Source organism: Stenotrophomonas sp. BR163, from assembly GCF_047520985.2.
GTDB classification, from domain to species: domain Bacteria; phylum Pseudomonadota; class Gammaproteobacteria; order Xanthomonadales; family Xanthomonadaceae; genus Stenotrophomonas; species Stenotrophomonas sepilia.
The window spans coordinates 13981-28124 of the sequence record NZ_JAXBRE020000042.1 but is presented as its reverse complement, the minus strand read 5'-3'; the positions used below and the strand labels follow the sequence as shown (position 1 = coordinate 28124).

Here is a 14144-nt window from a genome sequence, read left to right as displayed (position 1 = left end):
GTTGGCGCCATGGATGGCGCCATCGAGCCCCCATGGACGGGTTTACGGCGTGTCCTGCCCACCCACACCGGCCCGCCCAACAAGCAGAAGGCCAGAGCCGCTCTGGCTCTGGCCTTTGATGTTGCTCTGGCTTGAAGCATCTGCGGGTGCAGGGGCGCAGCCCTGCCGACCAACCCTCAATGCAGCAGGGCAGCCACTGCGGCGCGGAAGCCGTCCTGGGCCTGCCCGGAGTCGGGTGCGTAATGCAGCTGGCGCACGGCCCGGCCCAACCGGGTCGCCCCCACGAAGCCACAGCTCGCCTGCAGCCGATGCAACTGGCTGCGCAACTGGCGCTCGTCGTGCTGGTCCACCGCCTGCTCGACCGCGTCGCGCACGCCCGGCAACTCGGCCAGGAACAGTTCGCGCAGTGCGATCAGGTGGTTGCGCTGGCCATTGAGCGCTGCCAGGGCTGCGGTCTCGTCCCAGTCCTGTACGGCCAGTTCGACCGCGGCCGGGGCCTGTGCCACGAAGATCCCCGCCGGGCTGTTGACCAGCGCTCGGCGCACGGCCTTCAGCAGCTGGTCGCGGCCCAGTGGCTTGACCAGCGTGTCGCTGAAACCAGCTTCGCGCAGGCGGGCGTGAATGGAGGCATCGCCGTCGGCGGTATGTGCCAGCGCCGGCGTGTCGGGATGTGAACGGCGCAACTCACGCAACAGCTGCGCGCCATTGCCGTCCGGCAGGTTGACGTCGATCAGCCACAGGTCATGCGAGCCGGGCTCGGCACTGGCCAGGGCACTGGCCAGCGAATCTGCGGTATCCACATCCGCCGGTAACGTTTCCAACGCCGCCTTGAAAAAACCGCGGCTGATGATGTCGTCCTCGACAAGCAGGAAGCGGGGCCGTGCGGCCCGCGGGGTCATCTGCATCAGGGCTGCCTCCATGTCAGCTGTCCCAATCATCATGCACGACGGCCACGGGCGCAAGCGGGTCCGGGCCCCATCGGTCAGGATCTGCGACAATACGCCCCCATTTTTGCCCGCAGCCTGTTGCCACGTGGCCCGATCCCGCTCCCGCACCGACCGTACCCCGTTCCAGACCGAGATCCTCGACCTCAGCCATGATGGTCGCGGTGTCGCCCGCCGTGAAGGCGAGGGCAGCAAGGTTACCTTCGTCAGCGGCGCCCTGCCCGGTGAAGTGGTGGTGGCCGAACAGACAGCCCGCAGCCGCCATTTCGACGAGGCGCGCACGCTGGAGGTGCTGCAGGCCTCGCCGCAGCGGGTGACCCCCAAGTGCCCCCATTTCGGCACCTGTGCCGGCTGCGTACTGCAGCACCTGGACGAGGCCCAGCAGATCGTCGCCAAGCAGCGCGTGCTGATGGACAACCTGGAGCGGATCGGCCATGTGAAGCCGGGCACCGTGCTGCCGCCGCTGGTCGGCGAGAGCTGGGGTTACCGCCGCAAGGGCCGCTTCTCGGTGCGCCGGGTCGAGAAGAAGGACAAGACCCTGGTCGGCTTCCGTGAACAGGATCCGCGTTTCGTCGCCGACCTCAGCCAATGCCTGACGGTGATTCCGGAAATCGGCACCAAGGTCGAGGCGCTGTCCACCTTCATTGAAACGCTCGATGGCAAGCGCGACATCCCGCAGATCGAGTTCATCGCCGGTGACCAGGCGGTGGTGCTGACCGTGCGCCACCTGCAACCGCTCAGCGATGCGGACCGCGCGGCCTGGGCTGCCTTCGGCCAGCAGCATGGGTTCGTGATCTACCTGCAGTCCGGCGGCGTGGACACCGTGCAGCCGCTGGACGGGCAGGGCGTGCCGCTGTCGTTCCGGCTGGCGCCGTGGGATGTCGAGCTGGCGTTCCGCCCGTTGGATTTCATCCAGGTCAACGCCAAGCTCAACGAGAAGATGATCGCCCACGCCCTGGACCTGCTGCAGCCGGGTAAGGACGAGCGCGTGCTGGACCTGTTCTGCGGCCTGGGCAACTTCACCCTGCCGCTGGCCCGCCGTGTGCGTGAAGTGGTGGGTGTGGAAGGCGATGCAGGCCTGGTGGCGCGTGCGCGTGAGAACGCCGAGCGCAACGGCCTGGCCAACGCGCAGTTCTTCAGCGCCGACCTGACCCAGGACCAGCGCAGCACGGCGTGGATGCGCCAGGGCTTCGACAAGCTGCTGCTGGATCCGCCGCGCTCGGGCGCGATCGAAGTGCTGCAGCAGCTGCCGCTGAAGCAGTTCAAGCGTATCGTCTACGTCAGCTGCCACCCGGGCTCGCTGGCGCGCGATGCCGGCTATCTGGTCAACGAACAGGGCTTCACCCTGGTCAGCGCCGGTGCCATGGACATGTTCCCGCACACCGCGCACGTGGAAAGCATCGCGGTATTCGAAAAGCGCTGAGCAGCCGTCATCACCCGTGGCGCATAATTGCGCCATGGGCATCGAAATCGAACGCAAATTCCTGGTCAGCAGCGATGGCTGGCGCACCGCCGCGCATCGGGTGATCCCGATGGCGCAGGGCTACATCAACGACATGGGCGCGCTCGACCGCGGCACCCAGAACGCCTCGGTGCGCGTGCGCATCGAAGGCGACCACGCCGCGCTGAACCTGAAGTCGCGCACCCTCGGCCACACCCGGCAGGAGTTCGACTACCCGATCCCCGTGGAGGACGCGCGCGCACTGCTGGTGTTGTGTGTCGGCGGCCTGATCGACAAGCGCCGCCATCTGGTCGAACACGCCGGCCTGACCTGGGAAGTGGACGAGTTCCTCGGTGACAACGCCGGCCTGGTGGTGGCCGAAGTCGAGCTGGAAAGCGCGGACCAAGCCATCGACCTGCCGGACTGGGTCGGCGCCGAAGTGACCGATGACGCCCGCTACTACAACGTTGCCCTGGCCAGCCGCCCGTATTCACAGTGGTGAACCCCCAAAAAGGGGACGGAGGGGATTAAGTCGGCTTTACCCCGCCTGTGCGGAAAGCGACTTAATCCCCTCCGTCCCCTTTTATCGAGGAAGGCGGTCCCCATGTCGTTCGGATGAGAATCGACATCTACTCCGACGTGGTCTGCCCCTGGTGCTGGATCGGCAAGCATCGTTTCCAGCAGGGCGTGCAGTTGCTGGGCCCGAACGCGCCTGACCTCGATATCCACTGGCAGCCGTTCCAGCTGGACCCGGATGCGGACGACACCCCGGTGCCGCTGCGCGAGGCCTATGCGCGCAAGTTCGGGGGCGTCGAGCGCACCGAGCAGATCCTCGGCCAGACCCAGACCACCGCACGCGCGGAGGGGCTGCCGATGGATTTCAACCAGGGCCAGGTGCGGGTGACCACACTGCCGGCGCATCGGGTGTTGTGGCTGGCCGGTCAGCATGGCGTGCAGGATGCGGTGGGTGAATCGCTGTTCCGCGCCCACTTCGAGCATGGCCAGAATCTGGCTGATACCGCAGTGCTGGTGAAGGCCGGCGTGGCGGGCGGCCTGGACGGTGGTGAAATCGCGCAGATGCTGGCCTCCGACCGGGGCCTGGCCGAGGTCGAAGCCAAGCTGGCGCAGGCCCATGCACTGGGCATTTCTTCGGTGCCGACCTTCGTCATCGATGGGAAGTGGGCGATTTCCGGGGCCCAGCCGCCAGAAGCGTTCGCCCAGGCCCTGCAGCAGATCGCGGCCGAACAGGGCGCCCCGGCCACCCCGGCTGACGGCGACGAGGCCTGCGGCCCGGACGGCTGCAAGGTCTGACCGGCTCCTCAAAAGGGGACGGAGGGGATTAAGACGTATCCAGCCCCTTGGGCCGATTGCGCCTTGATCCCCTCCGTCCCTTTTTCTGACCACTGCGCCTGTCGGCCGGTTCTGCGACAATGCGGCACTGCGCCATGCGGGCGCGCGTTGTGGAGATCGACCATGCTGCTGATCGGCGTTGCCGGCACCGAACTGACCGCCCAGGAACGTGACTGGCTGCAGCACGACGCCGTGGCCGGAGTGGTGCTGTTCAAGCGCAACTTCGCCTCGCGCCAGCAGGTGACCGATCTGAGCGCGGCCATCCGTGCCGCTGCCCCGCGCCCGCAGCTGATCTGCGTGGACCAGGAAGGCGGGCGCGTACAGCGCTTCCGCGAGGGTTACAGCGATCTTCCGCCGCTGCAGGACGTTGGTGCCCTGTACGCCACCGACCCGCAGCAGGCCCTGGCGCTGGCCGAGCAGCATGCCTGGCTGATGGCCAGTGAAGTCCGCGCCAGCGGCCTGGATCTCAGCTTCGCCCCGGTGGTCGACCTTGGCCGCGGCAACCGCGCCATCGGCAACCGCGCCTTCAGTGAAGATCCGCAGGTCGTGGCCGCGTTCACCGCAGCCTATGTGCGCGGCATGCACGCGGTCGGCATGGCCGCCACGCTCAAGCATTTCCCTGGCCACGGCACCGTGCTGGAAGACACCCACGTGGATACCGCGATCGATCCACGCGCGCTGGACGAACTGCGCGCGCAGGACTTGGTGCCGTTCCAGGCCGGCATCGCCGCCGGTGCCGATGCGGTGATGATGGCGCACGTGATCTATCCGCAGGTGGCACCGGAGCCCGCCGGCTATTCCCCACGCTGGATCCAGGACATCCTGCGCGGCGAACTCGGCTTCCGCGGCGTGGTGTTCTCCGATGACATCGGCATGGCCGCCTCGCACAGCGCCGGCGGCGTGCCGGCACGCGTGCACGCGCACCTGTACGCCGGCTGCGACGTGGTGCTGGTTTGCCATCCGGAACTGGTCGATGAAGCCCTGCATGCGGTGCAGGGACGCTCCCTCAATACTGCTGCGCTGCTGGGCCTGCTCGGCCGCGGCGCACTCGGCTGGGACGGCCTGCTGGCCGATGCCCGCCATGGCGACACCCAATCCCGTCTGCTTGAAACCCTTGGAAGAACCGTCTGATGCCCAACCTCACCATTTCCCAGGCCCTGGCCCAGGCTGACCTGCTGGTCGACCGCCCCACCATCGACAAGGCCATCGCTGCTATCGCCGACGCCATCGCGCGCGATTACAAGGGCGAGGTGCCGTTGTTCCTGTCGATCATGCATGGTGCGCTGCCGTTCGCCGGCCAGCTGGCGCTGGAACTGGGCGCGCGCGGCCAGGACGTGCAGTTCGATTACCTGCACGCCACCCGCTACCGCGGCGAAACCACCGGCGGTGACCTGGTCTGGAAGCACAAGCCGGCCACCTCGCTGTTCGGCCGCCGCGTGCTGCTGGTCGACGACATCCTCGACGAGGGCTACACCCTGCAGGGCGTTCGCACCTGGTGCCTGGAACAGGGCGCGACCGATGTGCGCATCGCTGCGATGACCGTGAAGAAGCACGACCGTGCGCTGCCTGACGTGACCGCCGATTACGCGGGCATCGAGCTGCCGGACCGCTACGTGTTCGGCTTCGGCATGGACGTCAACGAGACCCTGCGCTGCGTGCCGGCCATCTACGCGATGAAGGAATAACGGCGCAGCCGCCCGCGGCGCGTCTTCTTCTGCCGCCGGCATCCTCGGGTGCCGGCGTTCGTCTTTTCATGGAGTGCTTCGAATGCAACAGATCGCCCTGGCCGTGATCGGCGGTACCGGTGTCTACAACCTGGCCAAGCTTGACGACGTGCAGACCCACGAGGTCGACACCCGCTTCGGCCGCCCATCGGGCCCGGTGCGCGTGGGCACGCTGCTCGGCCATCGCGTGGCGTTCCTGGCGCGGCATGGCGAGGGGCATTCGCTGCCGCCGCACAAGATCAACTACCGAGCCAACCTGGCTGCGCTGCAGCAGCTGGGCGCGCAGCGGGTGCTGGCATTGAACACGGTGGGTGGCATCACCGAGAACTTCGGTCCGCGCGTGCTCGCCTGCCCGGACCAGATCATCGACTACACCTGGGGCCGCATCAGCACGATCTGTGAAGAAGAAGGCTCCGACGTGGTCCACGTCGATTTCGGCCATCCGTACACGCCGATGCTGCGCAGCAAGATCCTGGCGGCAGCCAAAGTGACCGGTGTCACGGTCCATGACGGTGGCTGCTATGGCGCAACGCAGGGCCCGCGCTTGGAAACGATCGCCGAAATCGCCCGCATGCGCCGCGACGGTTGCGATCTGGTGGGCATGACCGGCATGCCGGAAGCCGCACTGGCGCGGGAGCTGGGCCTGGATTATGCCTGCCTGGCGATCATCGCCAACTGGGCCGCCGGCTGCGGTGATGGCGAGGAGATTACGATGGCCGAAGTGCTGGCCAATGTGCAGGCGGCCAGCAACGGACTTCCGGAACTGGTGGGCGAATTGGCGCGGGGGTGATTGTCTTCCCCGAGCAAGCTTTGCATACTCAGCTTGTGCGCGGGTTCAGCGTACACCACCCATTCATTGCATAAGGTCTCGCATCACCATGCCGAACGGTACCGTCAAGTGGTTCAACGACGCCAAGGGATTTGGCTTCATCTCGCCGGAGGATGGCAGCGCCGACGTGTTCGCGCACTTCTCCGCCATCAACTCCAAGGGCTTCCGCAGCCTGCAGGAAGGCCAGCGTGTCACCTATGACGTGACCCAGGGCCCGAAGGGCGCCCAGGCTTCGAACATCACGCCGGCCGAGTGATCCACTCGACAGTGCGTTGAAAACCCCGCTCCGGCGGGGTTTTTTTTGCGCTGCGACAAGAATTGCGCTGCCGTGGGCGGGGCCCCGCTGGGCATCCGGATTTGCGCTCGGGCACAATGCGCCCATGAAGGAACGACTGCGCATCGCCGTGATCGGCTACGGCACCGCTGGACAGGCATTGTCCATCCTGCTCTCCCGTGATGGCCACGAGGTGGAGATCTTCGAACGTGTGCCCACGCCGGGACCGGTTGGCGCCGGTTTCCTGCTGCAGCCCAGCGGCCTGCAGGTGCTGTGGCAGATGGGCCTGCTTGACGCCGTGCGCGCGCATGCCGCGCCGGTGCATCGCCTGTACGGCGATACGCCGTGCGAACGCGCAGTGATGGACATGCGCTACGCCGGCCTGGACGCGCGCCTGCACGGCCTCGGCATGCAGCGCGGCTCCCTGTTCTCGTTGCTGGATGATGCGCGTGCTGGTGCGGGCCAGCTGCATGCCGGCGTCAGCATTGCCGCAGTGGATGCCGAGCAGGGCCGCTTGCGTGACAGCGAAGGGCGCCTGCACGGTGCGTTCGACCTGGTGGTGGCCGCCGATGGTGCAGCCTCGACGCTGCGCGGCACGATCAAAGACGGTAACGGACTGGATCGCGTGTATCCGTGGGGTGCGCTGTGGTGCCTGTTGCCGGCCGAAGACTGGCCACACCTGCAGGAGCTGCGGCAGCGCTACGTGGCCGCACGCAAGATGATCGGGCTGTTGCCGGTCGGTACGCGGCCCGGTGATGACACGCCGCGCCTGAGCTTTTTCTGGAGCCTGCCACGCGCCGATTTCGAACGTTGGCAGGCCGACGGCATGACGCCCTGGTTGGACGAACTGCATGCGCTGTGGCCGCAGGCCAGTGCACGCTTCGCGCATCTGCGTGACGCCGGCCAGCTGGCACGGGCCGTCTACCGCGACGCGGTGATGACGCGCTGGCATCACGGCCGCATGGTGCTGGCCGGCGATGCCGCGCATGCGATGAGCCCACAGCTGGGCCAGGGCGTGAACATGGCGCTGCTCGATGCGCTGGCGCTGCGCGATGCCTTGCGCGCGCATGGTGGCGGTGCCGCGGCATTGCAGGCCTACCAGGCGCAGCGCAGGGCACACGTTGCGGTCTACCAGCGCTGGAGCCGTTGGCTGACGCCGCTGTTCCAGTCCGATCGCGATGCCTGGGCCAAAGCGCGCGACGTGCTGCTCGGCCCGATGGGGCGCCTGCCGGGTGGACGTGGTCACATGCTGCGTGTGCTCAGCGGTACCCAGCATGGCTGGTTCGGTTCGCTCGCGCTGGATCCGGCTTTCGTCGACGCGCTGGCCACTGCGGCGCAGGCGCCTCGCATCAACGCGATCACGGCCACTGCGTGAAACGCGTCGTCACGTGAATTAACGGTTGCCTCACTGCGCATATGCGAGAAGTAGGTTGCACGCGATTGCGCGTCGCCCGTTTTCCTTTCCGTGATCAACATCGCGCGTGGCCCGGGAGGCGCTGCCGTCGCGGCCCGTTGCGGCCCGGATGTGCCGCCTGTTGTCGAAGAGGAGGATGCCATGTTGTTCGCGGTCGAGGAGCTGGAATCGGAAATCTGCAAGCTGCGCGGTCTGTTGCAGATGCTGCACGAGGACCAGCCCGACGTACTGGAGGACGTGTTCGAGTTCCATGTCGGCAGCCTGATCAGTCATGCGTCGCCGGAGCACCACACGCGCATCCGCACCTGCGCGCAGGAGATGCTGGCGGCGGTCCAGGCCTTGCCGCGGCGACGGGAAGAGGACACGCCTGAGTTCCAGCTGATGCCGCAGCTGGATATCCGTCCGGCCTGATTCAAGCCAGGGGCAGTGCCACCAGGCCGTTGTCCACGCAGGCGACCATCTGTTCGCCGGCAGCGGGAACAGGAACGATTCCGGCGGTGAACGCGGAGAAGGCCGGCAGGAGCGTCATCCTGTCACGCAGCCAGAATGCGGGGAAGCGCCGCCGCAACGGAGGCAAAGCGATCTGTGGATGCAGATGCCCGGCGATCACATGCAGCTCCGCATCGGGCACCGGCTCATGCCGAAGCAGGAACGGTGGCAACCGTACTTCGTCGTGGATCTGCACCTGCAGCTCGGCATGCGGCAGCTGCCGGTCATGATTTCCGCGCAGGACATGCACGTCCAGTGCGGCATTGCGTTCGCGCCATCCCAGCCATTGCTGGTACCACGCAGCACGATGCGCCGGGCCATGCAGGATGTCGCCCAGGATCCACATCTCGCGGCAGGCACGCGCGTCCAGCAGCCCCTGCAGGCGTTGCAGGTCCTTGCCGGTACCGCCGCCGGGCAGCGCGATGCCTGCGCGGCGGAAGACATCGGCCTTGCCCAGGTGCAGATCGGCGAGCAGCAGTGCCTGCCGCGCGGGCCAGTACAGTGCACGCGCGCCAAGCAGCACCAGCGGCTCGCCTGCGCGCAGCAGCGGCAGTTCATCGGCCATGCCGACGCTCCAGCTGCTGGGCCACGCGTTGCACCCGGGTACGCCAGTCTTCGTTGCTGAACTGCCCGCGCAGGCGTTCGGCCCACAGCGGGAAACCCAACGGCGTCAGTGACGCCGGGCGATGCACCGAGAGGGTCTGCATCCGAATCCTGGCCAGTACCTGTTGCAGCCCCGGCATGTCGAGGCTGTCATTCAGCACTTCCTGTTCCGCCAGCGCCAGCAGCAGGTGATCCGGGTCGTGCTCGCGCAGTACGTCGTAGAGCAGTCCCGCGGACGCCTGCAGCTGGCGCAGTGCCCGTGGCATGCCACCGGGCAGGCTGGGGACCAGCAGGCCGGCGACGCGTGCGATGCCGCGGAACTGGCGACGCGCCAGCTCGCCCAGGTTCACCGCAGCACGCAGGTCATCCAGCAGCTGATCGGTGGCGAACAGCGCCCGCCATTGCGCCGCATCCAGATCGATGGCCTGTGCCGGTGCCAGCACCAGGCCGTGATCGTTCACCGCATAGCCGATGCTGTTGCGCTGCCGGCGGGTACAGCGCAGTGCCAGCAGGGCGGCCAGCGCCTCATGCACGTGGCGGCCGGCAAAGGGATAGACGAACAGGAACTGGCCTTCGCGACGCCGCACCTCTTCCACCAGCAGGTGGTCCGGGCCGGGAAGCGCCGACAACTGTTGCTGCAGTGCCAGCAAGGGCGAAAGCCAGCGTGATTCGGCGCTGTCGTCAGCACCGGACAGTACCCACTCCAGCTCGCGTCCGAGTGGCATCGACAGCGGCAACTGGCCTCCCTGCCAGCGTGGCACGACACCGTCTCCGCGCCCTCGTGCCAACCGCACGAAGGCGGTCATGTCGCGCAGCTGCACCAGCTCCAGCAGGCGCCCGGCGAACTGGAAGCGGTCGCCACGGCGCAGGCGGCTGGCGAACTGCTCCTCCACGGCGCCCAGACCGCCGCCGCGCAGAAACTGCACGCGCACGCTGCCATCGCTGCTGATGGTGCCGATCGACAGCCGATGACGCAGTGCCTGGCGGCGGTCGTGCATGCGGTACCACCCATCGGCATCTCGCACGACCTTGTGGAAATCGGGGTACTGGGCCAACGCCTGCCCGCCCTGCACGATGAACGTGAGCACGGCCTGCCACTGGTCGTCGCCGAGCGACGCGAAGGCATGGGTACGCCGGACCTGTGCCAGCAGCGCAGTGCTGTCGAAGCCGCCCGCCAGTGCGCGGCTGACCGCGTGCTGGGCCAGCACATCCAGCGACAGCATCGGCGGCCTGCGCGCTTCGACCACACCTTCAGCCAAGGCACGGCGCACCGCAGCGTACTCGGCCAGTTCCAGCGCATGGCTGGGCACGCACAGGATGGCGCCGCTGGCACCCGGGCGGTGACGTGCGCGTCCGGCGCGCTGGCGCAGACGCGCTACGCCCTTCGGGCTGCCCAGCTGCAGGACCTGCTCGACCTCGGGGAAGTCGACGCCCAGGTCGAGGCTGGAGGTGGCAACCACGCAGCGCAGCGCGCCCGCGCGCAGGCCATCCTCCACCTGCTGGCGCAGTGCCGGATCCAGCGAGCCGTGGTGCAGTGCAAGCGTGTCCGGTTCTTCCGGCCAGACCGCCGCCAGCGCCTGATGCCACAGTTCCGCCTGTGCACGGGTGTTGGTGAACAGCAGGCTGCTGCGTGCCTGCATCAGCGCCTCCAGCACGCGTGGCAGCTGTGCCAGGCCCAGATGCCCCGCCCATGGGAAGCGCTCGCCGGGGTCTGGCAACAGGCTGCGCAGGCTCAGTGGGCGCGGCCGTACGCCCTGCACGATCGGTGCTTCCGGTCGCCCGGGCAGCAGCACGTCGCGCGCCTCCTGCAGATTGCCCAGGGTGGCTGACAGTCCCCACAGCTGCAATGCCGGCGTGGCATCGCGCAACACCGCCAGGTTCAACTGCAGCAGGACGCCGCGCTTGTTTCCCAGCAGTTCGTGCCATTCGTCCACCACCACGCAGCGCAGCCGCTGCATGCGCGGCTGCGTATCTGGATAGCTCAGCAGCAGCGCCAGTGATTCCGGCGTCGTCACCAGTACGTCGATGCGGCCTTCGCGCGCCTGGCGCCGCTCGCGGTTGCTGGCGTCACCACTGCGCAGGCCGACACGCCAACCCAGCCCCAGCCCATCGACCACGGTCTGCAGCGCGCGCGCAGTGTCGCTGGCCAAGGCGCGCAAGGGGGTCACCCACAGCACCTGCAGCGGGCGTACCGCGCTGGCGCGGCGGGGGGAGGGCGGCGGGTCGATCATGGCCTGCAGCAGCGGCCCTCCGAACATCGCCAGTGTCTTGCCGCTGCCTGTGGGTGTGTGCAGCAGTCCCGATTCGCCGGCGAGATAGTGACGCCACATCGCGCGCTGGAACGGCAGTGAGCGCCAGCCTCTGGACGCGAACCAGTCTTCCAGCCGGCGCAGTGCCTGGCTGCGGTTCATCGTGCCAATGCCTGCAGCGTGGCCAGCTGATCGGCTTCGCTGGCGGGCTTGTCGTGGCGCCAGCGCAGGATGCGCGGAAAGCGCACAGCGATGCCCGACTTGTGCCGGCTGCTGCGGTTGACCGCCTCGAAGCCCAGCTCGAAGACGTGTTCGGCGCGAACGCTGCGCACCGGGCCGAAGCGCTCGCGGGTGTTGGCGCGGATCCAGCGATCAAGCGCGAGGATTTCCTTGTCATCCAGGCCCGAATAGGCCTTGGCGACCGGTACCAGCGTGTCGCCGTCCCAGACGCCGAAGGTGTAGTCGGTGTACAGCGTGCTGCGCCGCCCATGGCCGGCCTGCGCGTACAGGAGCACCGCATCGATGGTGAGCGGATCGACCTTCCATTTCCACCAGTCACCGCGGCGGCGTCCGGCCTGGTAGGGCGAGGCATGCCGTTTCAGCATCAGTCCTTCCACGCCGCGTTCGCGTGCCACGTCGCGCATTGCCGCCGCCTGGAGCCAGTCGTCGGCGTCAACGCCCGGTGAGAGCTGGATCCGTGCATCGTTCAGTGCACCGACGACCTCGGCGAGACGCGCGCGCCGCTGCTGCAGCGGACGTTCGCGCAGGTCCACGCCATCGAGTTCAAGCAGGTCATAGGCGAGCACCCGCACCGGCGTGTTGCGCAGGGTGGCCGCACCGGGTTTTCGGCGCTGGATGCGCGTCTGCAGCGCGGTGAAGGCACGCGGCAGGTCCGCGGCTTCGTCCCAGGCCAGCAGCTCGCCGTCCAGCACGCAGCCATCGGGAAGCGCCATCGCCGCCTGTTCGATCTCGGGAAAGCGGCCATCCAGCCGCTCTTCGCCGCGTGACCACAAGGCGACCTCGCCGCGCCGGCGCAGCAGCTGCAGGCGGATGCCATCCCACTTCCATTCCAGCAGCCAGTCATCGATCGCGCCGAGTCGTTCGGCAGGGTTGCCCTCCAGTGGCGAGGCGAGGAAGAACGGGTAGGGCTGCTGCCGGTCCAGCGGCAGCTCATCCGGCGACAGCAGCTGGGCCAGCAGCCCGGGCGAGGGCACCCACTCGCCCAGCATGCGCTGGGCGATGCGTGCGATGTCCAGGCCGGACCATTCGGCCAGCGCCTGCTGCACCAGTCGTTGCGAGACGCCAACGCGCAGGGCGCCGGTCAGCAGCTTGTTGAACACCAGGCGTTCGCTGCTGCACAGCTGCTGCCAGCCGGCCACGACTGCCGCACGGCGCATCGCCTCGGGTTGGTTGGCCACCGCCAGCAGGTGCTGTTCGATCCATTCGGCCAGGGGCCGGTCAGGCGAGGGGTTCGGTGGGTCGTCCAGCAGCAGGGTCAGCGTTTCGGCCAGGTCACCCACCTGCGCATAGCTGTCCTCCACCAGCCACGGTGGCAACCCTGATTCCTCGGCAATCCAGGCGCGCAGTTCGCCACTGGCGGCGATCTTCCTGCGCGCGCCGCCCACCTTGCCACCACTGAGCAGGTACAGCGCCCACGCCGCATCGTGCGCGCCTGCCTGGCCGAAGTAATCGACCAGTGCCGCTCGCTTGTCCAGCGTGGCAGTGCTGCGGTCCAGGCGTTGGTAGAGTGCTGCGAAGGCCTTCATTCCTCGCTCCCGAAATCGGTACGGAAGGCTTCGGCAGCCACGCCGCGTTCGCGCAGGAACGGAATCAACGCATCGGTATTGCCATGGGTGGCGATCACCCGCTGCGCGCCGGTCTGTTCGATCGTCTGCAGCAGTGCGGGCCAATCGGCGTGGTCGGAAATGACGAAGCCACGATCAACGTTGCGGCGGCGGCGGTTGCCGCGCAGTTGCATCCAGCCCGAGGCGAAGCCCAGCTGGTGACGGCCGAAGCGGCGCATCCAGGGCGTGCCCGCAGCCGAGGGCGGGGCGAGGATCAACTGGCCGGCGGCATCGGGCTGGCGGCCCTGTGCGGCCACGGTGAGCGTCTCCAGCATCGGTACGCCGGCCTGCCGGTACACCGCCACGCCATTGGCGATGGCGCCATGCAGCCAGGCCGGCCGATCGTCCAGCGGCCGCAGCTCGGCCAGCACCCGTTGTGCCTTGCCGAGTGCATAGCACAGCAGGATCGCAGCCTCGCCGCGTTGTTCGCATTCGCGGCGCCACGCCACGATTTCGGCAGCGACGGCCGGCGTGTCCGGCCAGCGGTAGATCGGCAGGGCGAAGGTGGCTTCGGTGATGAAGGTATCGCAGGGCACCACTTCGAACGGCGCACAGGTTGGGTCAGGCTGCCGCTTGTAGTCGCCGGAGGCGACCCAGACCTGCCGCCCGTCGTCGACGCGCACCTGCGAAGACCCCAGGACGTGACCGGCTGGATGCAGCGATACCTGTACCCGGCCCAGGCGAAACGGCACGCCCTCGACGTGCGCCTGCACCGGCACATCGCCCAGGCGCCAGCGCAGGATCGGCAGGCTGCCTTGGCTGCAGTGGTACTCGCCCATGCCCGGGCGGGCGTGATCCCCGTGGCCATGGGTGATGAGCGCGCGCGCTACCGGTCGCCAGGGATCAATATGGAAATCGCCGGCGGCGCAGTACAGCCCTTCCGGGCGCAACACCACCAGATCGTCGTTGGCTGCCATGCGGTCACTGTGGCCTGCCGCTCGTGCACAGGGTGAGAACCGGCCTGAACACGGGCTTGGCAAGTC

At 67.9% G+C, this 14144-nt stretch carries 14 protein-coding genes; 9 read left to right on the top strand and 5 right to left on the bottom strand.

The window, feature by feature from the left end; translation table 11 throughout:
• Positions 1-176: 176 nt before the first annotated feature.
• Positions 177-905 carry a response regulator gene (locus tag ACM0PY_RS20110; RefSeq protein ID WP_180884524.1) on the bottom strand — a complete coding sequence of 243 codons (729 nt, stop codon included), beginning with the start codon at positions 903-905 and terminating at the stop codon, positions 177-179.
• 127 nt (positions 906-1032) lie between these two features.
• On the opposite strand from ACM0PY_RS20110, the gene rlmD reads away from it, so the two are divergent.
• From rlmD to ACM0PY_RS20065, 9 genes are all read left to right on the top strand, one after another.
• Entirely contained in the window at positions 1033-2367 is a 1335-nt protein-coding gene (rlmD, locus tag ACM0PY_RS20105; protein WP_180884526.1) for a 23S rRNA (uracil(1939)-C(5))-methyltransferase RlmD, read from the top strand.
• Positions 2368-2401: 34 nt separating this feature from the next.
• The gene (locus ACM0PY_RS20100) at positions 2402-2887 is read left to right on the top strand and encodes a CYTH domain-containing protein (RefSeq protein WP_180884528.1); all 486 of its coding nucleotides are present in this window, start codon (positions 2402-2404) and stop codon (positions 2885-2887) included.
• A gap of 113 nt (positions 2888-3000) precedes the next feature.
• On the top strand, positions 3001-3696 hold the full coding sequence (locus tag ACM0PY_RS20095; protein ID WP_180884530.1) for a DsbA family oxidoreductase: 696 nt from the start codon (positions 3001-3003) through the stop codon (positions 3694-3696).
• A 162-nt stretch (positions 3697-3858) separates the two neighbouring features.
• Complete coding sequence (gene nagZ, locus ACM0PY_RS20090) at positions 3859-4866, top strand: beta-N-acetylhexosaminidase (protein WP_180884532.1); 1008 nt, start codon at positions 3859-3861, stop codon at positions 4864-4866.
• Positions 4866-5420, top strand: a complete 555-nt coding sequence (locus tag ACM0PY_RS20085; protein WP_005418223.1) for a hypoxanthine-guanine phosphoribosyltransferase — start codon at positions 4866-4868, stop codon at positions 5418-5420. The genes nagZ and ACM0PY_RS20085 overlap by 1 nt, the downstream gene beginning before the upstream one ends.
• Positions 5421-5502: 82 nt before the next feature.
• Positions 5503-6249, top strand: coding sequence for an S-methyl-5'-thioinosine phosphorylase (locus tag ACM0PY_RS20080; RefSeq protein ID WP_005418222.1), 747 nt, complete (start codon positions 5503-5505; stop codon positions 6247-6249).
• A gap of 88 nt (positions 6250-6337) precedes the next feature.
• On the top strand, positions 6338-6544 hold the full coding sequence (locus ACM0PY_RS20075) for a cold-shock protein (protein ID WP_005410590.1): 207 nt from the start codon (positions 6338-6340) through the stop codon (positions 6542-6544).
• Between the two features lie 124 nt (positions 6545-6668).
• On the top strand, positions 6669-7937 hold the full coding sequence (locus ACM0PY_RS20070; RefSeq protein WP_180884534.1) for an FAD-dependent oxidoreductase: 1269 nt from the start codon (positions 6669-6671) through the stop codon (positions 7935-7937).
• Between the two features lie 180 nt (positions 7938-8117).
• The gene (locus ACM0PY_RS20065) at positions 8118-8387 is read left to right on the top strand and encodes a hypothetical protein (RefSeq protein WP_134971744.1); all 270 of its coding nucleotides are present in this window, start codon (positions 8118-8120) and stop codon (positions 8385-8387) included.
• Between the two features lies 1 nt (position 8388).
• Here ACM0PY_RS20065 and pdeM read toward each other — a convergent pair whose 3' ends face one another.
• The 4 genes from pdeM to ACM0PY_RS20045 form a co-directional block, all read right to left on the bottom strand.
• The gene (gene pdeM / locus ACM0PY_RS20060; protein ID WP_134971728.1) at positions 8389-9030 is read right to left on the bottom strand and encodes a ligase-associated DNA damage response endonuclease PdeM; all 642 of its coding nucleotides are present in this window, start codon (positions 9028-9030) and stop codon (positions 8389-8391) included.
• Positions 9020-11398 carry a ligase-associated DNA damage response DEXH box helicase gene (locus tag ACM0PY_RS20055; protein ID WP_414609446.1) on the bottom strand — a complete coding sequence of 793 codons (2379 nt, stop codon included), beginning with the start codon at positions 11396-11398 and terminating at the stop codon, positions 9020-9022. The genes pdeM and ACM0PY_RS20055 overlap by 11 nt, the downstream gene beginning before the upstream one ends.
• Positions 11399-11475: 77 nt before the next feature.
• Positions 11476-13083 carry an ATP-dependent DNA ligase gene (locus ACM0PY_RS20050; protein WP_072169096.1) on the bottom strand — a complete coding sequence of 536 codons (1608 nt, stop codon included), beginning with the start codon at positions 13081-13083 and terminating at the stop codon, positions 11476-11478.
• The gene (locus ACM0PY_RS20045; RefSeq protein WP_180884536.1) at positions 13080-14078 is read right to left on the bottom strand and encodes a ligase-associated DNA damage response exonuclease; all 999 of its coding nucleotides are present in this window, start codon (positions 14076-14078) and stop codon (positions 13080-13082) included. Before ACM0PY_RS20045 ends, ACM0PY_RS20050 begins: the two co-directional genes overlap by 4 nt.
• Between the last annotated feature and the right edge of the window lie 66 nt (positions 14079-14144).

Bases quoted from the DNA above. Each gene is read 5' to 3' on its own strand.
- ACM0PY_RS20070 (WP_180884534.1), top strand. From the start codon at position 6,669: ATGAAGGAACGACTGCGCATCGCCGTGATCGGCTACGGCACCGCTGGA.
- ACM0PY_RS20045 (WP_180884536.1), bottom strand. From the start codon at position 14,078: ATGGCAGCCAACGACGATCTGGTGGTGTTGCGCCCGGAAGGGCTGTAC.
- ACM0PY_RS20065 (WP_134971744.1), top strand. From the start codon at position 8,118: ATGTTGTTCGCGGTCGAGGAGCTGGAATCGGAAATCTGCAAGCTGCGC.
- nagZ (WP_180884532.1), top strand. From the start codon at position 3,859: ATGCTGCTGATCGGCGTTGCCGGCACCGAACTGACCGCCCAGGAACGT.
- ACM0PY_RS20050 (WP_072169096.1), bottom strand. From the start codon at position 13,083: ATGAAGGCCTTCGCAGCACTCTACCAACGCCTGGACCGCAGCACTGCC.
- ACM0PY_RS20080 (WP_005418222.1), top strand. From the start codon at position 5,503: ATGCAACAGATCGCCCTGGCCGTGATCGGCGGTACCGGTGTCTACAAC.
- ACM0PY_RS20100 (WP_180884528.1), top strand. From the start codon at position 2,402: ATGGGCATCGAAATCGAACGCAAATTCCTGGTCAGCAGCGATGGCTGG.
- ACM0PY_RS20110 (WP_180884524.1), bottom strand. From the start codon at position 905: ATGCAGATGACCCCGCGGGCCGCACGGCCCCGCTTCCTGCTTGTCGAG.
- ACM0PY_RS20085 (WP_005418223.1), top strand. From the start codon at position 4,866: ATGCCCAACCTCACCATTTCCCAGGCCCTGGCCCAGGCTGACCTGCTG.
- ACM0PY_RS20075 (WP_005410590.1), top strand. From the start codon at position 6,338: ATGCCGAACGGTACCGTCAAGTGGTTCAACGACGCCAAGGGATTTGGC.
- ACM0PY_RS20095 (WP_180884530.1), top strand. From the start codon at position 3,001: ATGAGAATCGACATCTACTCCGACGTGGTCTGCCCCTGGTGCTGGATC.
- ACM0PY_RS20055 (WP_414609446.1), bottom strand. From the start codon at position 11,398: ATGTGGCGTCACTATCTCGCCGGCGAATCGGGACTGCTGCACACACCC.
- pdeM (WP_134971728.1), bottom strand. From the start codon at position 9,030: ATGGCCGATGAACTGCCGCTGCTGCGCGCAGGCGAGCCGCTGGTGCTG.